This window comes from Pleomorphochaeta naphthae (assembly GCF_055396005.1).
Window position 1 is genome coordinate 576189 of sequence record NZ_AP042457.1, and the last position, 21569, is coordinate 597757.

General features: G+C 29.3%; 18 protein-coding genes and 3 tRNA genes. 6 read left to right on the forward strand and 15 right to left on the reverse strand.

Features of this window, described 5'->3' with window-relative positions:
- Positions 1 to 3: 3 nt before the first annotated feature.
- Positions 4 to 468, forward strand: coding sequence for a nucleoside-triphosphatase (locus tag ACZ5SO_RS02680; protein WP_464626618.1), 465 nt, complete (start codon positions 4 to 6; stop codon positions 466 to 468).
- A 56-nt stretch (positions 469 to 524) separates the two neighbouring features.
- Here ACZ5SO_RS02680 and ACZ5SO_RS02685 read toward each other — a convergent pair whose 3' ends face one another.
- The 3 genes from ACZ5SO_RS02685 to ACZ5SO_RS02695 form a co-directional block, all read right to left on the reverse strand.
- Positions 525 to 707 carry a hypothetical protein gene (locus ACZ5SO_RS02685; protein ID WP_464626619.1) on the reverse strand — a complete coding sequence of 61 codons (183 nt, stop codon included), beginning with the start codon at positions 705 to 707 and terminating at the stop codon, positions 525 to 527.
- Between the two features lie 182 nt (positions 708 to 889).
- Positions 890 to 1348, reverse strand: a complete 459-nt coding sequence (bcp, locus tag ACZ5SO_RS02690; protein WP_464626620.1) for a thioredoxin-dependent thiol peroxidase — start codon at positions 1346 to 1348, stop codon at positions 890 to 892.
- 130 nt (positions 1349 to 1478) lie between these two features.
- A tRNA-Tyr gene (locus tag ACZ5SO_RS02695) sits at positions 1479 to 1560 on the reverse strand.
- 184 nt (positions 1561 to 1744) lie between these two features.
- On the opposite strand from ACZ5SO_RS02695, the gene ACZ5SO_RS02700 reads away from it, so the two are divergent.
- On the forward strand, positions 1745 to 2719 hold the full coding sequence (locus tag ACZ5SO_RS02700; protein WP_464626621.1) for a 2-hydroxyacid dehydrogenase: 975 nt from the start codon (positions 1745 to 1747) through the stop codon (positions 2717 to 2719).
- Between the two features lie 147 nt (positions 2720 to 2866).
- A complete protein-coding gene (locus ACZ5SO_RS02705) occupies positions 2867 to 3559 on the forward strand; it encodes a queuosine precursor transporter (protein WP_464626622.1) in 693 nt (230 codons plus the stop codon).
- Here ACZ5SO_RS02705 and ACZ5SO_RS02710 read toward each other — a convergent pair.
- Entirely contained in the window at positions 3556 to 4374 is an 819-nt protein-coding gene (locus tag ACZ5SO_RS02710) for an inositol monophosphatase family protein (protein ID WP_464626623.1), read from the reverse strand. The genes ACZ5SO_RS02705 and ACZ5SO_RS02710 overlap by 4 nt on opposite strands.
- 56 nt (positions 4375 to 4430) lie before the next feature.
- Here ACZ5SO_RS02710 and mfd point away from each other — a divergent pair, with 56 nt between their 5' ends.
- On the forward strand, positions 4431 to 7730 hold the full coding sequence (gene mfd / locus ACZ5SO_RS02715) for a transcription-repair coupling factor (protein WP_464626624.1): 3300 nt from the start codon (positions 4431 to 4433) through the stop codon (positions 7728 to 7730).
- Positions 7731 to 7739: 9 nt separating this feature from the next.
- Complete coding sequence (gene trmB / locus ACZ5SO_RS02720) at positions 7740 to 8480, forward strand: tRNA (guanosine(46)-N7)-methyltransferase TrmB (RefSeq protein ID WP_464626625.1); 741 nt, start codon at positions 7740 to 7742, stop codon at positions 8478 to 8480.
- Positions 8481 to 8661: 181 nt separating this feature from the next.
- Here trmB and ACZ5SO_RS02725 read toward each other — a convergent pair whose 3' ends face one another.
- The 11 genes from ACZ5SO_RS02725 to ACZ5SO_RS02775 form a co-directional block, all read right to left on the reverse strand.
- Entirely contained in the window at positions 8662 to 8961 is a 300-nt protein-coding gene (locus ACZ5SO_RS02725; RefSeq protein WP_464626626.1) for a GNAT family N-acetyltransferase, read from the reverse strand.
- A 101-nt stretch (positions 8962 to 9062) separates the two neighbouring features.
- Positions 9063 to 9344, reverse strand: coding sequence for an RNA recognition motif domain-containing protein (locus ACZ5SO_RS02730; RefSeq protein WP_464626627.1), 282 nt, complete (start codon positions 9342 to 9344; stop codon positions 9063 to 9065).
- Positions 9345 to 9611: 267 nt separating this feature from the next.
- The gene (fusA, locus tag ACZ5SO_RS02735) at positions 9612 to 11684 is read right to left on the reverse strand and encodes an elongation factor G (protein WP_464626628.1); all 2073 of its coding nucleotides are present in this window, start codon (positions 11682 to 11684) and stop codon (positions 9612 to 9614) included.
- A gap of 471 nt (positions 11685 to 12155) precedes the next feature.
- Positions 12156 to 12479, reverse strand: a complete 324-nt coding sequence (locus tag ACZ5SO_RS02740) for a helix-turn-helix domain-containing protein (protein WP_464626629.1) — start codon at positions 12477 to 12479, stop codon at positions 12156 to 12158.
- 14 nt (positions 12480 to 12493) lie between these two features.
- The gene (gene fusA / locus ACZ5SO_RS02745) at positions 12494 to 14533 is read right to left on the reverse strand and encodes an elongation factor G (protein WP_464626630.1); all 2040 of its coding nucleotides are present in this window, start codon (positions 14531 to 14533) and stop codon (positions 12494 to 12496) included.
- Between the two features lie 306 nt (positions 14534 to 14839).
- Positions 14840 to 15733, reverse strand: a complete 894-nt coding sequence (locus ACZ5SO_RS02750) for a hypothetical protein (protein ID WP_464626631.1) — start codon at positions 15731 to 15733, stop codon at positions 14840 to 14842.
- 52 nt (positions 15734 to 15785) lie between these two features.
- Positions 15786 to 17153: an aldehyde dehydrogenase gene (locus ACZ5SO_RS02755; RefSeq protein WP_464626632.1), complete on the reverse strand. Its 1368-nt coding sequence runs from the start codon at positions 17151 to 17153 to the stop codon at positions 15786 to 15788.
- A gap of 85 nt (positions 17154 to 17238) precedes the next feature.
- Positions 17239 to 17820, reverse strand: a complete 582-nt coding sequence (locus tag ACZ5SO_RS02760) for a hypothetical protein (RefSeq protein ID WP_464626633.1) — start codon at positions 17818 to 17820, stop codon at positions 17239 to 17241.
- Between the two features lie 235 nt (positions 17821 to 18055).
- Positions 18056 to 18559: an asparaginase domain-containing protein gene (locus tag ACZ5SO_RS02765; protein WP_464626634.1), complete on the reverse strand. Its 504-nt coding sequence runs from the start codon at positions 18557 to 18559 to the stop codon at positions 18056 to 18058.
- A gap of 77 nt (positions 18560 to 18636) precedes the next feature.
- Positions 18637 to 18708 (reverse strand) — tRNA-Glu (locus ACZ5SO_RS02770).
- A gap of 8 nt (positions 18709 to 18716) precedes the next feature.
- Positions 18717 to 18789 (reverse strand) — tRNA-Lys (locus ACZ5SO_RS02775).
- Positions 18790 to 19412: 623 nt separating this feature from the next.
- On the opposite strand from ACZ5SO_RS02775, the gene ACZ5SO_RS02780 reads away from it, so the two are divergent.
- Positions 19413 to 21401: a hypothetical protein gene (locus ACZ5SO_RS02780; RefSeq protein ID WP_464626635.1), complete on the forward strand. Its 1989-nt coding sequence runs from the start codon at positions 19413 to 19415 to the stop codon at positions 21399 to 21401.
- Positions 21402 to 21569: the final 168 nt, after the last annotated feature.

The window sequence follows — 21569 nt, forward strand, 5'->3', positions numbered from 1 at the left end:
ATTATGAAAGTTACGGTTATATGTGGAGATAGGAATTCTGGTAAGACAACAACTTTAAAGAAAATCATCGCCAAAGCTGATCGTAGGTATTTAGGCTATGTTAGTGAGAGTGATAATAATAAAGATGTTTTTTATTTGAGAAATGTTTATACAAACGAAATTATTAAAGTCTTACAAACTGAAAAATGTTTATCAACTCAAAAGATTGGAAAGTATTTTATTCGCCAAAATGCTTTTAGAGAAGCAATAAAAATACTTTTAAATCAGATTGAAAGCCAGATGACTGAAGATTTTACATTAGTTCTAGACGAAGTGGGGGCTCTTGAGCTCTCAGGTTCTGGTTTTAATGTAGTGCTTGAAAAGATAGCTTCCTCAAATATATCTCTCATAATTTGTGTTAGAAAGTCTTTTGTTGAGCAAGTATGCTCTAAATATAAGTTTGAAGATTGTAATATTATAAATGTATAAAAACTAATCCCACAAATATGTGGGATTATTGTTCTCGTCAGTAAGATAGTACTTAATTATTTAGACATTTCGTTCTTTTCTTCCATGATTTCTTTTCTTCTAATTTTACAAAGATTCGAAATCTCAGATAGAGCTTTACGTGCACGAGCTGCAGATGCCTTTACACCTTTTTCAGTAAACTTTGCATTTTCAGCTTGATAATCTTCATAAAATTGTAATAATTGTTCATGTGTTGTCATTAATAGCCTCCATTTAAAATATATTGAAATTCTAACACACAAATGTTAAAAAGCAAACAAAAATAAATAAAAAATACAATAAAATCCTTGTTTTATGGTCATAAATTAAGGGTTTTTGATTAATTTACTAAAAAAAATATTACAAGAATTCATGTCAAATTGTTATTTAATTAATTACTTTTCTACAATTGTTCTAACACTTTTTCAACATGTTGAGCGACTTTGCTGACTTTATAAACTTTATCAATTTTGAAATTCTCATCAATTACATATGTGGTTCTAACTATTCCAAAATATTCTTTTCCATAATTCTTTTTAAGTTGCCAAACGCCATATGCTTTTATTACCTCTAAGTTTTCATCACTTAATATTTCAAAATTAAGCTCATATTTATTACTAAAATTACAGTGAGATTTGACGCTATCTTTACTAATACCAAACACTACGGCATTTTTTTGATTAAAGGCGTCTAAGTTAGCTTTGAAATCTAAAGCTTCTACAGTACATCCTTTTGTATTATCTTTAGGATAAAAATATAAGACAATTTTCTTTCCCTTATAATCACTTAATTTAATTAATTTACCATCTTTATTTTGCAATTCAAAATCGATTGCCTCTGAACCAACTTCTAAATAAGCCATGTTAATCTCCTTGTATTATATACAAAGAATACTATAGAAAATAAAAAAAACAAGAGAATTAGTAGAAAATAATATTTATTAGAATCAAAAAATCATAAAAAAAGCTCCTTTCAATTAAGAAAGAAGCATCTGGGGAGAGAAGGATTCGAACCTTCGAAGGCGGAGCCAACAGATTTACAGTCTGCCCCCTTTGACCGCTCGGGAACCTCCCCGTGTGTCAAACACAAGTAGGAATTTAAAACAGATTGAGAATATAGTCAACCACTTTTGAAAAAATAGTATAAAAAATCTTATTTTTTTAAAATTATTGTGTCAAAGATTAATTTTCATTGAATTAATTTTGGTAATGAAATAAAGTGTTAACATAGGTAAACAATTAGACTAAGGAGAAATTTTATGAAAATTGCATTTTTTGATACAAAGAAATTTGATAAGAAATGGTTTGATCAGTTAAAAAGAGATGAAGATGAAATTGTATATTTTGAATCTCGTTTAAATGCAAAGAACTATTACTTAGTCAAAGGTTTTGAAGTTGTAATCGCTTTTGTGAATGATGATATAAATAAAAAAGTAATTGATGGTATGGTAGATTTAGGTGTTAAATTATTAGCAATGAGATCTGCTGGTTATAATAATGTTGATATTAAAAGAGCTAATGAAAGAGGGTTAATGGTTGTTAGAGTTCCAGCTTATTCACCATATGCTGTTGCTGAACATGCGATGGCTTTATTGTTAGCTTCTGTTAGAAAGATTAATCACAGTTACGTTAGGACTCGAGAATTTAACTTTTCATTAAATGGTTTAGTTGGATTTGATTTACATCAAAAGACTATTGGTGTTGTTGGAACTGGTAAGATTGGTAAAGTTTTTATTCAAATATGTAAAGGTTTTTCCATGAAGGTTTTGGCTTACGATCCATATCCAAGTAAAGATTTAGATGTGGAATATGTTGATTTTGAAACGTTATGTAGAAAATCTGATATAATTAGTTTTCACTGTCCGCTTACTAAAGATACTAGACATTTAGTTAATTCTGATACTATAAAAATCATGAAAGACGGAGTTGTTATAGTAAATACATCTAGAGGTGCTCTAGTTGATGCTGAGGCTCTTCTACAAGGTATTAGAAGTCATAAAATTGGCTCTGCAGCCCTCGATGTATATGAAGAGGAAGCTGGGCTTTTCTTTGAAGATCAAAGTGAAGCCGTGTTAGATGATGATACACTTATGTTATTAATATCTATGCCGAACGTTATTGTGACAAGTCACCAGGCTTTTTTAACAGAAGAAGCTTTAAGAAATATAGCTAAAACGACGTTGGATAATATAATTGCCTTTGAAAAAGGTGAAAAATTAGTCAATTTAGTTTAAATTTTATTTTTGAAAGCTCTTTTAATTAAGAGCTTTCTTGTGCTATAGTCAACACCTAAGCACATTGTGCGCTTGGACCGGATAAGTTTTATCACGGCGTAGGGAAGAAAATTTTCTTCTGGCTATTCTATCTAAGTGAGGTTTTTTATGAATGAACTATTGTGGGTTATTATGCTCTCAATAAATTTTGTGGCTATTTTAATAGCTTATCGTGTTTGGGGTAAACTAGGTTTATATCTTTGGATCCCAATTTCTGTTATTGTTGCAAACATACAAGTTACAAAAAATGTTAATTTATTTGGAATTGAAGCTACATTAGGTAACATAGTTTATGCTACTAGCTTTTTAGTTACTGATATTTTAAGTGAATGTTTTTCTAAAAAAGAAAGTCGTAAGGCAATTGGAATTGGTTTTTTTGCTTTAATTTGTATGACTTTAATGATGCAACTTGCAATTAAATTTTCTCCATCCTCTTCTGATGTTGTTCAAAGTTCTATGTCAACAATTTTCTCTTTTATGCCAAGATTAACAATAGCTTCTTTGATCGCTTATTTTATTAGCAATCATCATGATATTATTGCTTATGAATATTGGAAAAAAAAATTTCCATCAACGAAAATGATATGGCTTAGAAATAATGCTTCAACTTTTATCTCGCAACTAATCGACTCTGTACTTTTTACTTTTATTGCATTTTATGGTGTTTATGAAATAAATGTCCTCTATCAAATCGTATTATCAACTTATTTATTAAAATGGATTGTCGCGTTGCTTGATACACCTTTTTTATATCTAGCAAAAAAATGGTTTGACGAAGGAAAAATTAAAGATAGTTTCTAGTTATCACAAATTGGTGGTAGTACATCAATCATGTTATTAATACATTTTGTGCTACCACAATATATTAAATCTTTACAAACTTTCCTGTTTATTAATAAATCATCATCGTAAATAAGAGGTGTTTTATTATGATATACTACATCAAGATTTTCATGTAACAAAACAGCATGTGATGCTGCAATATCCCAAGCATATGCTCTTTGATTTATACATCCTTCAATATTAGAAAAGAGTAATGGTGCTAAAATATGAATTATTGAAGAACCAAATGTTCTAACCTTTCCCTTAAAGTTAGTAAAATCTAATTTTTTTTGCAATTTTGAACTTACTGTTAGCTGGGTCGGAATATCTTTAGTCGCATTTTTTACAAAGGGTTTGCCGTTTATTAATAGAGAAGATTCTGGATCAAGTCTTATTTGAAGAGACTCCGTTCCAATTCCAAACCTAGGAGCAATAATCATAGCACCAACAGGAAGCCTTTTATCATCTAGAATTCCAAGAGCTACAGCAAAAGAAGGAAGTCCTTGTGAATATATATCTGTTCCATCAATTGGGTCAAGTATAAATGTATAAGGGGCATCATTTTTAAAAGGTGTTATTGTCTCTTCACTAATTACATTACATTCCTTAAATAATGAGTTAATTGTTCCAATTATAATATTTGAAATTTTTACATCTGCTTTTGTTAAAACTGAACCATCCTTCTTATATTCTCTAATAATTTCTTTTTGACTGTCTTTTGCAAATTGGGCACATTGAACCATTTTCTCAAAGAGAATATCTAATTTTTTTTTAGTTAAGTAATTTTCATTCATTATCTTTCCTTGTTTCTTGTCGAGCCTTATTTAAATATGATAAGGTAAAGCAGCTTATGGTAAATAATAATAATATAACGGTCCAAATACAACAATACCTAAAAACGAGTAAAGCCTTTAAAGAATTAAATTCTGGTATTACAGATATTAAGATTAATTCTTTAGAAGGGTATGTTCTATCTCAATTTATTAGAAGGATATATAGAACTAGGAGAAAAAGGGTTTGGGTAATTTGTTCCACTAAAGACAGTGCGAAGAATCTATTAAAAGATTTTGCCCTTGAAGTAAATAATGAAAATAAAGTTTATAATTTAGATAAATATAATAGAGAAGTCCCAATTTTTTATTTACCTTCAAATGGAAAGAAATTATATAGTGACTTCGAGAGTGGAAAAGATGAATATAATCAACTAGAAGCTTTAACTAAAATCAAAGGGTATAAAGATTCAATAATAGTAACACATTTAAGAGCCTTTGCTTCTGAAGTAATAAGTAATCATTGTTTAGAGAGTACTAGTTTTACTTTAAAGGTAAATGATAAATTTGAACCCACAAAAATGGCTGAAATTTTTAGTGAAGCCGGTTATGTTAGAGTACCAAGTACTTCAATGCCGGGTGAGTTCTCTTTAAGAGGTGAAGTTTTAGATTTGTTTCCTTTTTCTTTTGACGAGCCTATTAGAATATATGCAAGCTGGGATGAAATTGAAAAAATCGCTACTTATAGTCCTCTTACACAAGAAACTATACAAAATTTGAATAAAGTTGATATTTCTCTTCTTAAAGAGGATGATTTAGCTTTAGAGTTTTCAAAAATTGATACTTATTTTAGAGATGATGATTTTTTCTGTTTCATAGGTGATGTTAGATTAAACACTAGCTATAAAAGTTTACTTTCAGAAGCAAAAAGCTTGTATAGAGAAGCATATCATAAAGATAGGAATATAAAACCTTATGATCAGATTTTATTTGATTATCCTTCTTTTTATAAAAATGTTAAAAACAAGCTAACCCTTGTAGATATAAAAAATGAAAATAATTTTTCTTATAGTTTCGATGTTGAAGGTCCTAGATCTTATTTTGGAGATTTCAAGAGATTAAAAGGCGAACTTAAAACTATGTTTGAAGCAAATTGGAATGTGTATATTTTCACAAGTAATCCAATTCAAAAACAGAGACTTCAACAAATGCTTAAAGATTTTAATCGAATTCAATATATGGATTATGAAATATCAAGTGGTTTTTCAATTCCTTCTATTAAGTTAATTGCGTTCTGTGAATCAGAAATTTTTGGAAGAAGAAAACAAGTGATTAAAACTTTACAACATACAAAAAGTTCTCCTTTAGATTCTTTTGTAGATCTACATGAAGGGGATTATGTTGTTCACGTTAATTACGGTATTGGTAAATTTATAAAAATAGATAGGGTTAAGTCTTTTGATAGAGAAAGAGACTATATTAAGATTGCTTATGCTAATGGAGATAATATATATGTACCAATTGAACAAGCAAATTTAGTTCAACGGTATATTGGTTCTTCTTCTAGTAAACCAACTTTGGATAAAATTGGCTCATCTGTTTGGGAAAAAAAGAAAGCTAAAGCTAGGGTTAATGCTGAAAAGTTAGCGAAATATTTAATTGAATTATATGCAAAAAGAAAAGCTGCTATAGGCTTTCCATTTGAAAAAGATAATGATATGCAATTACAATTTGAAGCTCTATTCCCTTATCAAGAGACTCCTGACCAATTATCCTGTATTGAAGATATTAAAATGGATATGGAAAGCAACAGTGTTATGGATAGATTAGTTTGTGGTGATGTAGGTTTCGGAAAGACTGAAATTGCTTTTAGAGCTGCTTTTAAGGCTGTGCTTAGTAATAAGCAAGTTGCTTTTTTAGCTCCAACCACTATTTTAGCAGAACAGCATTATAATAATTTTGTCGAAAGGGTAAAAGACTTTCCTATTAATGTAGGGCTTTTATCTAGAGTTATTCCTAAAAAAGAGCAAAAGAAAACTTTGCTTTCTCTTATAGATGGTAAAATTGATGTATTATTCGGAACTCATAGAATTTTACAAAAAGATATAATTTATAAAGACTTAGGCCTTTTGATTATTGATGAAGAGCAAAGATTTGGAGTTAAAGATAAAGAAAGAATAAAAACAATGAGAACAAGTATCGATAGTTTAGCTCTTTCTGCAACACCAATTCCTAGAACATTATATATGTCTTTACTTAAGATTAGAGATATGTCTTTATTAACTACGCCTCCAATCTCAAGACACCCAATTACTACAAAAATTCTTGAATATAATATTGAATTAGTTGTTAAAGCAATTAGAAAGGAAATAAGTAGAGGTGGCCAAGTCTTCTATTTGCACAATAGGGTTGAATCTCTAAATGTAGTTGTAAATATGCTAAGTCAATTATTACCAGAAGTTGTAATTGAGTCAGCACATGGTCAAATGAATCCTAAAGATTTGGAAGATACAATGAGGCGATTCGTTCATGAAGGTATCCAAGTTTTAGTATCAACAACTATTATTGAAAATGGTATTGATATTCCAAATGTAAATACAATTATCATAGACAGGGCAGATATGTATGGCCTTGCTCAACTATATCAGCTTAGAGGAAGAGTTGGACGAAGTGAAAACCAAGCTTATGCATATCTTTTTTATCCTGCAGATAAAGCCTTAAGTGAGGTAGCTGTTAAAAGGTTAAAGACTATTAGTGAAAATACAGGTTTAGGTGCTGGTTTTAAAGTTGCAATGAGGGATATGGAAATTAGAGGAGCTGGTAACCTTTTAGGGAAGCAACAGAGTGGACAACTTGCTTCTGTTGGTCTTGATATGTATATTAGAATCCTTGACGAAGCTATTAACGAACTTAGAACTAATAATAAAGAGGATTTAGAAGAGGAAGTGTTCTTAGAATTGGATTACACAGGATTTATTCCTGATGAATATATTCAAGATCCTTCTGTAAAATTTGAAATTTATAAAAAGATTGCAACAGTTAAAACAGAGTCAGAACTCGATATGTTAAATAGCGAATTAACCGATAGGTTTGGTGAAATGCCAGAAGAAGTAAGCAATTTAATACATATTGCAGAACTAAAGATAGTTTGCAGAAAGCTTAAGATAATTCATCTCTCTGAAAGAAAGGGAAATGTATTAGCTAAGTTTAGAGCAATCAAATATATTAATGGGGATAAACTTTTAAGGCTCTTACCATATAGCAATGGAGCGGTAAGTTATGATACAAAGAACCCTGAATATATTAAGTTAAAAACTGATGCAATTTCTTTAAAAGATAAAAGCTTATTTATTTTAGAAATGCTTCAAAGATTGTTATAGGGGAGATAAATGAGAGAAAAGGCACAATCTATATATGATGAATATCCAGAACTAGCTATAGTTGAAAAAAAAGATTTAAATGAAGACAAAAGAAAAGTTCACTCTTTTGTTCTAAGAACTAATAAATTACATACTTTTCAATTAGAGGCTGTAAAAAAATATTATTCTCACTATGGGGTTAAATATAGTAATAACAAAATTGATTTTAAAAAATTATTTAATAATGATAAACCTGTTGTAATTGAGATTGGTTTTGGGACGGGAGAATCTACTCAACGAATTGCAAAAGTTAGAGACCAATATAACTACCTAGCAATTGAAGTTTTTTTAAATGGATACACTAAATTATTATCAATAGTTGGTGATGAAAAGATAGAAAATGTTAGATTAATGCGTTTTGATGCTGTTTCTGTATTAACTGATATGATTGAAGATAATTCTATAGCGGGGTTTCATATCTTTTTCCCAGATCCTTGGCCTAAAAAAAAGCACCATAAAAGAAGATTAATTCAATTGCCATTTACAACATTATTATCTCAAAAACTCCAAAAGGGTGGATATGTTTACTGTGTAACTGATTGGAGTGAATATGCAGCTCAAATGTTAGAGGTGTTAGGTAATACTGAGAGTCTAATTAATCCTTATGATGGTTTTGCGCCTAGTAGGGAATGGAGACCTACAACTAAATACGAAAGACGTGGCGTTAAATTGGATTACATTATTAATGAAATATGGTTTGAGAAAGAGTAGATTTATTTAATTTTTAGTCTTTGCTTCTAAAAGTATATTATTTATATATTTTTGGAAGTGTTTTTTTTTAAATAAAAAACTCAGCTTTAATTTAATATTAAAACTGAGCTTTTAGTCTAATTGTTTTTTTAAACTAGTAGTAATAAAACGAACCTAATTTAATTTTTCAATAAGCTAATATTTAAAGTTTGCATCTAGGACCATCTTCTGGCATTTTTGCACCTTTTAAATATTCTTCATGTCGTTGGTACCAAGCATTTGCATATGAGCACATAGGAACGACTGTTATTTTTTCTTCTGAAAAGTAATTAGCAGCAAAAGCCATCAATTTAGAAGCAACGCCAAGCCCCCTAAGTTCAGGATCGACGAAAACTTTTTCTAAAACAACTAAACCGTCTGGAGTATAATCCAAGTCGATATACGCTAATTCTTTATCTTCTTTCTTATAATATATTTTATTGTTATCTATAGTAAAATTCATCTAGATATCTCCTTATTATAAGGATAATATTTATCAATCATTAAAACAAGACGTAAAAGATTTCTAATAAAAAGCAAAGAAAAGTGGGTTATATATAGAAATTATCTTCTATAACCACCACGATTGTTGTTACGAGGTTTTGAAATAGCTTCGTTAACACGTAGATTTCTATTTAAGAATTCTTGTCCATTAAGTTGAGCGATTGCTGCATCAGCTGCTTCTTCGCTATCTAATTCAACAAATGCAAATCCTTTAGATCTGTTTGTTTCTCTATCGAGAATAATGCTTGCACTGTTTACAGTACCAAATTGACCAAATAATTCGATTAAATCATTTTCAGTTGTGTTGTAGTTTAAATTACCTACATAAAGTTTTTTTGACATAAATACGTCCTTATAATTGTATTCTGCAAAATTAAGAAATATTGCTAATAATCTACCATTCTTTTTTCTCTTAACTTAGAAGACTTAGCAAAGGACGTAAAGATATCTCAGAAATAAAACATTAATATGCAAGTAATATGCTACAAGTAGGATGAAATATTGTCAACTAATTTATGCTAGAAATAGTAAATCATTTTAAAATAATAATGGGTTACTGCTAAATATTTAACAATAACCCAAGTTTTGATCTCCAATAGTTATTTATGATTACTCTTCCTTCTTTGCTTCTTCAATTACTAAATCAGCATTCCTTCCAGTAAGAGGTTCATAGTGTGAAAATTCAATTTCAAAACTACCAGTTCCAGAGGTCATGCTTTTTAAATCAATTGCATAATTTAGCATTTCACTTTGAGGGACCAAAGCAGAAACTTCTTGTAGTTGTCCGAATTCTTTTTGTCCAGTTACTCTTCCTCTTTTACTTGAGAGATCTGATAAAATATCTCCTAAGTATTGGTTTTCAACAAATACTTTAACATTCATAAAAGGCTCTAGCAAGGTACATTTTGCTTTTGCTAAGGCAGCATCTAAAGCACCTTTTGCAGCTAACTTAAATGCCATTTCAGAAGAATCAACTGGATGTTCTTTACCATCAACTAAGGTAATACCGATATCGACTAAAGGATAGTTTGCAAGATATCCTTCTTCCATTCTCTCTTTTAAGCCTTTTTCAATACCTGGAACATAACCTTTAGAAACAGATCCTCCTTTGATAGCATTTGTAAATGCATAAGTTGTTCCTCTTTCTATTGGTTCGATTTCAATTAAAACTTTACCATATTGTCCATGCCCACCACTTTGTTTTTTGTGAGCATATTCAACAATGCCACTTTTTCTAGTTATAGTTTCTCTGTAAGCAATTTTTGGTAATTTAGTATGTATTTTAATTTTTTGCTTTTCAGAAATCTTATCTAAAATTATTTGTAAGTGGACATCTCCCATTCCTCTAATTACAGATTCCTTTGTTTCTTCATTAAAACTAGTTTGGAAAGTAAGATCTTCTTCGCAAATTTTATGAAGAGCTTCATTTAGTTTATCAGCACTCTTTTTATCATCAGTTGAAATTGCTAATGAGTAAATAGGGTGTGGTAATGATAATGGTTTGAAGGTGAATTTTTGGTTATTTGGATTTTGTAATAACGTGCAATTTGTAAAGCAAATATTACTTTTAGCTATAATTCCGATATCACCTGCAGCCAAACTATCTGTTTCAATAAGTTTTTTACCAACAGCTCTATATAATTTTCCAAGTTTTTCTTTCTTTTTTAAATCAGGGTTATATAGTTCTAAGTCAGGTGTTAAATGTCCAGAGGCAACTTTTATAAAACTTAATTTACCACTGAATTGATCGATAGTTGTTTTAAATACATAAGCGGATGCATCTCCTTCTTCAACAATCTTCATATCATGGTGGTCATCATTATCTGTTGTCGTCCATTCAATTTGTCCAACCGGAGATGGGAAATTGTGAGCTATAAAGTTTAAGAGTGATGTAATTCCACTACCTTTTAATGTTGAACCACAAAATACTGGAACAACCCGGTTGTCAGCTAAGCCTTCACTCAAACCTCTTCTAATATCATCGGGACTTAAAGATCCTTCATCAAAGTATTTTTCAATTAAATCATCAGCTCCTTCAGCTGCATATTCTATTAATTGTTCTCTATATGTTTGCTCATGTTCTTTGAACTCTTCTGGAATTGCTCCAACTTTTTCTTTACCTTTTTCGTCAAAGAAATAAGCCTTATCTTCTATTAAATTAATTATGCCTTTAAAATTTTCACCTTCACCCATGGGAATGAAAGTTGGAACAAAAGTAGCATCGAAATGTTCTCTTAAATCATTTATTACATTAGTGTAACTTGCTCTATCTCTATCCATTTTGTTAATAAATACAGCACGAGGTTTGTTTCTGTTATCCAAACGGCGCCAAAGTTTAATGGTTTCGATTTGAGCTCCATCTCTAGCATCTACCATCATTATAGATGCTTCTGTAGCTCTAAAGCCACAAATTGCCTCACCAATAAATCCTGAATAACCGGGAGTATCGAGGATGTTGAGACATTTTCCTTGCCAATCGAGATGGGCTAGACTGGTATGGATAGAAATTTGTTTTTTAATCTCTTCTTCTGTGTAATCGCTAACTGTTTTACCATTTTCAATAGTTTCAACCTTCGGAATAACTTCGCCATAAAAGAGCATTTGCTCCATTAACGAGGTTTTTCCGGTACCATTGTGGCCAACGATAGCAACATTCCTTAAATCAGTACTGGTAACGCTCATAATTCCTCCTTATGCTTTTAAAAAGCTATTTGCGTATTTATTATATGTTAAGCCTCCACTTCTTATATGTCAAATTATTTATTTAAATATTAAACTAGCAATTTTTATTAGATAAATTGAATATTACTTAACTTATGATACCTATTGAAATTACTTCCTTTTTTTTTATTCTTTATTGAAATATTTTATCTACAATTAGTATATGTAAATTAAACTAAATAAGTTTTTAGATTTACATAGATAGTTGAGTATTTGTAAAAATCACAAAAAAAAAAGAAGTTAGAAATGTATGATTGTAGACAATTTTAAATTATAAATTTCATCTTTTTTTGTCTAATAAGAAGAATTTTATTTAGCCTTATAATAAAAAAAATACTATGTAAGAAAGTTTTTTTCATACATAGTATTTATATAAATAATGGAGTAGAAGCTATTATTCTATCAATTATTTTTATTAATATTTAGTGATAATTAAAGATTATTTTTTATAAAATTGTCTATTGCATCACTAATTTCATTTTTTAATTGAAATGAGAATTTTTCTTTATCTTCAACATTTAAGTCTATTTTATCACCATATTCACAAAAAAATGACCAACAAGGGGCTTCTAGAATTGAAGAAAGTTTTTCAATAGTTGAAAAAGAGGGAGCTTTTCTCCCATTTTCTATTTCAGTTATAAAAGAAGTAGAAACATTAATTTTTTTGGCTAATTCAGCTTGAGTTAGTTCCAATCTCTTTCTTCTAATTTTAAGATTTTTAGCAAAGATATTTTTCAAATCAGATTTATCTTTCAATTTATTTTCCTTTGTTAATAAGATTTCTCGCTTTTAGGAGCGTAATGATCAAATTCCATTGAAAAATTACCTCTACCTTGGGTGGATGATCTTAATACTGTTGAATAACCAAACATTTTAGACAATGGAGATTCAGCGCTAATATGATCAGCATTAGTTTTAGAATCTATTTTATGAACTATTCCACCACGGCTAGTTAAGCCTCCTATAACTTCACCGACATATTGATTTGGGACTATTATTTCAACTTTCATTATTGGTTCCATTAATACTGGGTTTGCATTTTGACAAACTTTGTCAAAACACATTGATGCACAAGCTTCAAAAGCAAATTCACTAGCTGTCAATTCATCATATTCAATTTCAGTAACAGTAACTTCAACATCACATACTTCATAACCATATTTTATTCCACTTAAGAAAGAGTTTTTAATACCTCTTTCGATAGCTGCAATAATTTTTGAATCGATATTTCTTGTATTTGCTGAAATTTTTAATAAATTTCCACTTTTCTTTGGTAGTGGTTTTACTGCTAAAGAAATACCTGCTGTATTTTCTTTGTTAGCAATTATCCTATTAAATTTCTCACTGCCGCTAGCTTCACTTGTAATACTTTCTCTATATGATACTTGTGGATTACCAACATGTGCAGCAATTTTCATTTCATCTGTTAATCTAGTAACTAGAACATCTAAATGTAATTCGCCCATTCCGCTAATAACTAATTGTCCAGTATCACTATCATCTTTATATGTAAAGGTAGGATCTTCCATAGTTAGTTGCTTTAGTGCTTTTTTAAGTTTATCACTATCATTTTGAGAATTTGGTTCAATTGCAATTGAAATTACAGGAGTTGGAAAACTCATTTCTTCTAGAAGAATTTTATCACCTTCACTTGATAGGGTATCCCCGGTTTGAACATCTTTAAATCCTACTATAACACCGATATCACCAGCTACTAATTCTGATAAATCTTCTCTTCTATCAGCATGCATTCTAAGAATTCTTCCGATTCTCTCTCTTTTTCCTTTAGTCACATTAAAGATGCTTGAACCTTTTTTAAGCTTACCGCGATAAACTCTAACAAAGGAGAGAATTCCAGCTTCTTTATCCATTTGAATTTTAAATAATAAAGCTAAAGGTTGAGCCTTTTCATCATGAAGTATTTGAACTTCTTTATCCTTTTTTATATTCTTTCCAGTAATTGTAGTAATATCTAATGGGGAAGGAAGAAAATCAATTACACCATCTAAAACTGGTTGTACACCAATGTTTTTTAGAGATGAGCCGACGAATACAGGGAGTAATTCTCTCTTTAAACATCCTTTTCTTATAGCAGCCTTTAACATGGCAGGACTAATTTCTTCTTCGTTAAAAAATAAATCCATTATTTCTTCATCAAAAGAAGATGCTTTATCTATTAGATTTTCTCTCCATTCTTCAGTTAAGGCTTCAAGATCTTCTGGTATATCATTTTCAATAATAGTTTGACCTAAATCATTTTGATCAAATGTTAAATATTTTAAGTTAATTAAATCAATAATTCCTTTAAAATCATTTTCACTACCTACAGGTAAGAATAGGGGGACAGGATTAGCTTTTAGTTTAGTTCTCATCTCTTCAACAACATTGAAGAAGTCTGCACCAAGCCTATCCATTTTATTCACAAAAGCAATTCTTGGAACTTTATAAGTATCAGCCTGTCTCCAAACTGTTTCTGTTTGAGGTTCAACACCACCAACAGCACAGAAAACGCCAACAGCTCCATCTAATACTCTAAGAGATCTTTCTACTTCAGCTGTAAAATCTACATGGCCAGGAGTATCAATAATGTTGATTTGATGGTCTTTCCAATAACAAGTAGTTGCAGCACTAGCAATAGTAATTCCTCTATTTTGTTCTTGTTCCATCCAGTCCATAGTAGCATTGCCATTATCTACTTCTCCAATCTTATGATTTTCTCCTGTGTAATATAATATTCTCTCTGTTGTTGTAGTTTTACCGGCATCTATGTGTGCCATTATTCCTATATTTCTTGTTTTGTCTGCTATCATAAACTGTTAAACGATTTAAATCGTTATGACTCCTAATTTTTTATTTATATGTAATATTGTTTTTAATTCTTAAATAGAAAAGAATAAACCTAAATTAGGTTATCAAAAAATGCTATTATTTTCAATCTTAATAATTAAGATTATATAGAGTTCTAAGATAATCTTTTTAAATAGTGAAATAAGAAAGTCTTTTTTGTTAACAAAAACTATTAAATTGAAAATAGATTGGTGGAAAAATTAATAAAAAGAACCGCTGCCAATCATAATAGATTTTGCAACGGCTCAGAAGTTTTATAAATTTATGATTTAAGTCCATTGAGATTTTAAATCTTTAATTTCAATAATTGCCTCTTGCTCTGATTTGCTGTGATAAGGCCATACAGAGTACTTTGCTATAGCATAATTTAACAACATTACTGCTTCTTGTCTATCAGTCATTTCATTTAAAGAAACTAATGAGTAATAAGGAATATTTTCACCTTTTTTATATCCTTCATAAAAAGCATATTTATCATAAGGCTTTGTTGTTTTATTCCAATTAACATAAAGTTGTTTAAATTCTTTAGCTCTTTTATTTTTATCCCAGTTACGATTGTATAAAGCTAGTGCTAGTGCTTTATAATGGTTGGGGTATATTACTTTATCAGGAATTGTATCAACTGCAATTCTGTAGTATGAAATACCATAATTTTTATTTCCAAAACTGATGAAGCCTCCTGGGACTGAAGTATATAATGTTCCTAAAACATACCAAGTTTCAGATGAATCTAAGGCAGAAAAATCATCTAAAATAATCCTTAGATCGCTTCTCATATTTTCAGCAGCTGATAAAGATTTTAAGATTCCTTTAGTTTGTCCAATTCTTCCAATGTTGCTTGCTTTCCAAAGATGAGCCATTGGGTTATCTTTTATTTCAATTGATTTAAGAGCTAAGTCCAATCCTTTTTCATAGAGTTTTAGCTTCTCATCATTTCCTTCACTATTATCACCCAAACTAACTTTATTCCTTGATAATCTCCAATAAATTTCACATTTATCCTCATCGCTACTAACTGTGGATAATTGGCTTTCTAATAATTGCTCACACTGTGAAATATTATCCATATAATATAAATCATCAGCATCGGTAAAATCAATTGAACTAAACAAATGTATACTAACAATTAATATTGTTAGAGTTGTAAGAACTACCCTTTTCATTTTAACCCCCATTTAATAATGATAAAGGTGAATTTTATATTTCGCAAGAATTTTACATTAGCTTTTTAATTTTTTTCATTTTCCCTTTTAGAGGAGGTTTTCTAAGTTTTATTTCAATAAAACTGTTTTTTCTTGTCATTGATTTATAATGAGAAAATGTTTCAAAACTTTTTTTACCGTGATAGGAACCCATACCACTTTCACCAACTCCCCCAAAAGGCATGTTAGAATTAGCTAAATGAATTATGCAATCGTTAATACAGCCTCCTCCAAAACTAATTTTGTTATTAAAATAATGAATTTGCTCTTTGTTTTTAGAAAATAGATAAGCTGCTAAGGGTTTAGGTTTTGATTTAATGATACTAACAGCTTCTTCAAAATTAGAAACCTTTATTAAGGGTAAAATTGGTCCAAAAATTTCTTCTTCCATAATTTTACTATCCAATTCTACACCGACTAAAATTGCAGGAGATATTTTTCTTGTTGAAGGATCGATATAACCACCATAAGATAGATTTCCTTCATCTAATAAGTGAGCTAATCTGTTAAAATGTTTTTCATTTATAATTTTACCATATTCATCATTATAAACTGGATTATCACCATACATTTGTGTTATTTCTTCTTTCAATGCTAATAAAAGTTTTTGATAAACTTTTTCATGACATAAAACATAATCTGGAGCTACGCAAGTTTGGCCGACGTTTAAGAATTTTCCCCAGGCTAATCTTGATGCAGTCGTTCTTATATTTGCACTAGCGTCTACATATACAGGACTTTTCCCACCAAGTTCTAGGACAACAGGGGTTAGATGTTCACTAGCTTTTTGCATTACAATTTTACCAACATTAACACTACCTGTAAAAAATATTAAATCAAATTTATTATTCAGTAATTCTTGGTTTACTTGTGAGCCTCCTAAAAATACCTGAGCATATTCTTTTGGATAAATAGAATTGATCATTTGCTTAATAACTCTTGATGTATTTTCACTATATCTAGATGGTTTGATTATTATAGTATTGCCAGCAGCAATTGCCGCAGCTACTGGGGCTAGAGTTAATTGTAGTGGATAATTCCAAGGACTCATTATTAGTACGACTCCTAACGGTTCTTTAACAATATAACTATTTGAAGGAAAATGAATTATTGGTGTTTTAACCTTTGTAGTCTTCATGAACTTTTTTAGATTTTTTATCATGTATAAAACTTCATTTTTCACAATAGATAGTTCACTCATATAGGCTTCTTCTTTTGATTTTCCTAGATCATCATATAAAGCTTTTAATAAAGGTTCTTCCCAAGTATAGAGAGCAGCACTAAGTTTTCTCAATTGGTTTAATCGAAAACTATAAGAGAGAGTTTTTCCACTATCAAAATACTTTCTCAAAGAAGTTATAGCAGTTTCAATTTCATTCATAAATTTACCTCTTTTAAATATAAAAAATCCAAAACTATTAAGTCTTGGATTTCCTATTTTTCATATAAATTAGACTCCGTTTTAATTATAAAGTCAATTCTTGTTCAAGTAATTTTTCATAAGCATAAATATCTTCGTTATATTGATACAATGTTTTTATATTACCTAAACCTAAATAACGAGCAGTAATTCTACAATCATAAGTTGTATTTAAATCTTTATTAAATCTATTTAACATATTCCAAGATCTACCATCTAATGGTTGTGTACTTGTTGTAACCATAGTCATAGAAATATGATAATCCTTATCGTATAGAGCTTTTTCAAATAAAGCATTTTGACTCATCTTAGGGTGCTTAGGATGGAACGTTTCAGCAGGATAATTTACAAAATCTTTGATTACTTGATCTGGAATAGTATAATTAGCAGGTAAAAAATAAGTTGCTAATAAGATGATATGCTTTTCACTTTCACAATGGAGAAGAGTAGTAAAGAACTTTTGAGGACAAACAAATCTCAATTTATCAAGTGGATAATCTGAAGCTGTATCGATACAATGGGTTACGAACCAGTTCGATAGAAATACATCGTAATCAACACGTGGCTTCTCCTTGTGCTTTTCATACATTTCTTCTTCAATCATTTGATATAACTGAGTTGTTGTCATAAGTCTCTCCTAATTAATTACTAATATATTATAATAAGTATGGCTAAGTTTCAATAAAGAATTTGTAATTTTAAATAAAAATCTTTTTTGTACATAATTAAAACATAAAAATATCATAAAATAACGAAAATAAGAGGTTATTTAATGCATTTTTATAAAACAGTTGCAATAAATTCCCTTGTTAGATGTTTGAAAGAGTTCAATCTTTGTTTTTTAGATTATGGCAAAAGCTACATTATTCAATTTCTCTAAAAATTCCAGCTTTTTTATCTTTATAAACTTTTCCAGCATTAAATATTCTTCCGTTCATACAAATATAAATCCCTTTAGGGAGTAATTGTACTGCAATTTGAGCACAACCAAGATTGTAAACAGCATCACTATCTTTTAATGAGTATGGAACCATAGCTCCTGTAAAAACAATCGTATGATTATCATCAGATCTTTTTTCTTTAAGGGCTAATTCAGCTGTTTTTGTCATAGTATCAGTGCCATGGACAACAATGACTTTATCTTCAGGACTATTTAGCATGCTGCTTACAATCTCTTTTCTCTGTTGTTCATTCATATCAAGTGAATCTATGGCAATTGGACATTCAAGTACTATGCTACTTGTGCAACGAGAATCTTTAAGTATTTTAGGTAGTTGAGAATCAATAAATGTCAATTGTCCTTCTATGGGATTATATTGTTTATCAAATGTGCCCCCAGTTGTGATAATTCTAATATCAGAAGCCATGATATACCTCCTCAAAAATAATAACAAAAATTAATAAAAATCTAAAGCAAAAAAAAACCAGTTCTTTCGAACTGGTACATCTCCTACGAGAGTCGAACTCGTGTTGCCGGGATGAAAACCCGGTGTCCTAACCACTAGACGAAGGAGACATAAAAATTGAGCTGCAAAGGATTTGAACCTTTGACCCACGCCTTAAAAGGGCGTTGCTCTACCAACTGAGCTAGCAGCCCGTGCAACGCTTAGGAATATATCAAATGGATAAAATTGAGTCAACTACTTTACTTAAAAAAAAGCAGAAAAAGAAAATATTTATCCAACAAAGCTTTATTTATGTAAATATTTACCATAAAATTAAATATCTGTTATTTATCTAAAGTACACTAATGGTAGATGTTTCATAAAGAAACTAAAATTTGAATATAAATATATTTACTCCAAATGTCTATATAAATATAGTTAAAAATACTGATAGAGTAAAAATAAATTGGGTGCAGACCAAATACGAGGTTATTTTGATTTGTTTAAATTTTTAAATTTTATAGTGTACGAAAATAAAACATTAGATAGAGAAAATATAAATTACTTTTAATAAGACAATCTTATTTTAATAATTAGGATTAGTTGAAACAGTTCAAACAAATAATTTTTCCTTGGCGTTTTTGATTTATTTCAGCCATTAGAATAAAGTTAAATTATGTTAGGAGAGTTTGACTAAAACATAAACTAGTAAAATATAATATAATTATCATAATTAAATACACTATTATATAATAATTATTATATGGAATATGTTATAGAATAGTTTCTTTTAATAAATTAATGATAATTAGTGTATTAAAAAAAGAAGGATTGGGTGAAAAAGAATAAAAAAATCAAGGATTTAATAATTTTAATTATTATTTTAATTCTATTACTAGCAACTATAATAACAATATTTGAAGTTAGAGAAAATAACAATTTAAATATTGTCTCTTCTTCTCCTTCTGATAATTTTCCTTCTTCAAATTTAAAAAATGTTTTTTTAAATTTAGAAAGAGGAGAAGAATATAAAGAAGAAGAAATTTTATATGCGTGTGAATATGTAAATAATAGATATGATGGTTCTGATTTTAGAACTATTACTTTGTTGCGTTTTTTATATAGTGATAATTATGAGTTAACAGAGACAAGTCGAAAAAACATTGAGGAGACTTTGGTTAATTTTAAATATTGGATGAGTGATGGAGGAGATGATTCAATGTGTTATTGGTCGGAGAATCATCAGATACTTTTTGCAACATCTGAATATTTATCAGGTCAAATGTTTAGTGATAAGATATTTTCACAAACAGGTTTAAATGGAGAGCAGCATAAAATAAGGGCTGAAGAGAGAATTTTAACATGGCTTGAGCAGCGATGGTTGTTTGGATTTAGTGAATGGTACTCCAACCAATATTATGTTGAAGATTTAGCAGCTTTGGCTAATTTGATAGATTTTAGTGAAAATGAAGAAATTGTTGAAAAAAGTAAGATAGTAATGGATTTACTTATTTATGATATTGCATCTCAGTCTTTTTATGGGAATTTTACATCTACAACAACAAGAGCTTATGAAAAAAATAGAAAATCAGGTGAGGGAAATGCACTTAGAGGAGTTGTCGATTTTATTTGGGATTACAATCTAAATGAAGATAAGAGATTAGGGTTAGAGATGAATTTCCTTTCTATGAAAAATTATAAAATACCTAAAGTGTTATATTTAATTGGTAAAGATTATAGTACTGTTGAAATTAAAAGTTCATCAGGAATTAAGTTATCTGAAATTAATGAACTTGGCTTTAATCAAGTAAACAATTCCTCAGTAATGATGCAATGGGGGATGGAGGCTTTTACAAATCATCAAGTAATTTCAAATACTATAAATATTTTAGATGAATATGGTTTGTATGCTAATGAGTTTTTAAAAGATTTTTCTCAATTAAACTACACTGTATTAAAAAAAACAGGCTTGATTCCTTTATTAATGTCTGTAATAAACCCACAAACTAATGGGATTGCTATGCAGCAAGGTAATAATTACACATACAAAACTAAAGATTTTATGTTGGCAACTGTAATAAATTATTATCCAGGTGATTTTGGTGATCAGCATCATATACAAAGTGCAACAATCAGTAATGACATTTGCATATATAATACCCATCCAGCAGTTTATGAAAATCAGGCTGGTTTAAATGGAAATTCTCCTACATATTGGGTAGGCTATGGATATTTACCTGATGCTGTGCAATATAAAAATGTTGCAATGTCTATTTATCGGTTACCTAAAAAAGCAGGATTTATGCAATCAAACATTCTTGATTTTACTTACAGTTGGTTCGATACAGATAAATTTGATCAATGGGAAATAAATGGGAACATGGCATTTGCAAAAAAAGATTCAGCTTATATAGCTTTGATTGCTAAAAATGAACTTGAACTGCATGATAATAACCAACTTATTCAAAAAGGAAAGGATACTTATTGGATAACTGAATTAGCTAGTGTTGAATCACATGAAAATTTAGATACTTTTAAAAAATCTATATTAGATAATAAGGTTAGTTGGAATGATGGTACACTTATTTATGATAACGGCGAAAATGAATTAAATTTAACATTTAATAAAGAGTACTCAGTAAATGGTATTGCTCAAGATATAGATTACGATAGATTTGACTCTCCTTATGTAAAAGCAAAACGAGGTGATAAAGAAATTGTGTTTAATTATAAAGATGAAAACTTAACATTAAATTTTGATAATTCTATAAGAGAATCTTCTAATGATATAGAAGTTGAATATTTTTTAAATAGATTTAATTAGATTCTTTTTAGAAAACATAAAAAAGTGCAGATGTGTTTTAATATAAAAGCCAAGATTTAAAATAAAGAAAAAAAATTTAAAAAAGGTATTGAATAATTTTTTGTAGTGCGTTATTGTCCCTATCAGTGCCTAAACAAACGACTAGTTTATTGAAAAATGGCTAGTAAA

Bases quoted from the DNA above. Each gene is read 5' to 3' on its own strand.
- ACZ5SO_RS02680 (WP_464626618.1), top strand. From the start codon at position 4: ATGAAAGTTACGGTTATATGTGGAGATAGGAATTCTGGTAAGACAACA.
- ACZ5SO_RS02685 (WP_464626619.1), bottom strand. From the start codon at position 707: ATGACAACACATGAACAATTATTACAATTTTATGAAGATTATCAAGCT.
- bcp (WP_464626620.1), bottom strand. From the start codon at position 1,348: ATGGCTTATTTAGAAGTTGGTTCAGAGGCAATCGATTTTGAATTGCAA.
- ACZ5SO_RS02700 (WP_464626621.1), top strand. From the start codon at position 1,745: ATGAAAATTGCATTTTTTGATACAAAGAAATTTGATAAGAAATGGTTT.
- ACZ5SO_RS02705 (WP_464626622.1), top strand. From the start codon at position 2,867: ATGAATGAACTATTGTGGGTTATTATGCTCTCAATAAATTTTGTGGCT.
- ACZ5SO_RS02710 (WP_464626623.1), bottom strand. From the start codon at position 4,374: ATGAATGAAAATTACTTAACTAAAAAAAAATTAGATATTCTCTTTGAG.
- mfd (WP_464626624.1), top strand. From the start codon at position 4,431: ATGGTAAATAATAATAATATAACGGTCCAAATACAACAATACCTAAAA.
- trmB (WP_464626625.1), top strand. From the start codon at position 7,740: ATGAGAGAAAAGGCACAATCTATATATGATGAATATCCAGAACTAGCT.
- ACZ5SO_RS02725 (WP_464626626.1), bottom strand. From the start codon at position 8,961: ATGAATTTTACTATAGATAACAATAAAATATATTATAAGAAAGAAGAT.
- ACZ5SO_RS02730 (WP_464626627.1), bottom strand. From the start codon at position 9,344: ATGTCAAAAAAACTTTATGTAGGTAATTTAAACTACAACACAACTGAA.
- fusA (WP_464626628.1), bottom strand. From the start codon at position 11,684: ATGAGCGTTACCAGTACTGATTTAAGGAATGTTGCTATCGTTGGCCAC.
- fusA (WP_464626630.1), bottom strand. From the start codon at position 14,533: ATGATAGCAGACAAAACAAGAAATATAGGAATAATGGCACACATAGAT.
- ACZ5SO_RS02750 (WP_464626631.1), bottom strand. From the start codon at position 15,733: ATGAAAAGGGTAGTTCTTACAACTCTAACAATATTAATTGTTAGTATA.
- ACZ5SO_RS02755 (WP_464626632.1), bottom strand. From the start codon at position 17,153: ATGAATGAAATTGAAACTGCTATAACTTCTTTGAGAAAGTATTTTGAT.
- ACZ5SO_RS02760 (WP_464626633.1), bottom strand. From the start codon at position 17,820: ATGACAACAACTCAGTTATATCAAATGATTGAAGAAGAAATGTATGAA.
- ACZ5SO_RS02765 (WP_464626634.1), bottom strand. From the start codon at position 18,559: ATGGCTTCTGATATTAGAATTATCACAACTGGGGGCACATTTGATAAA.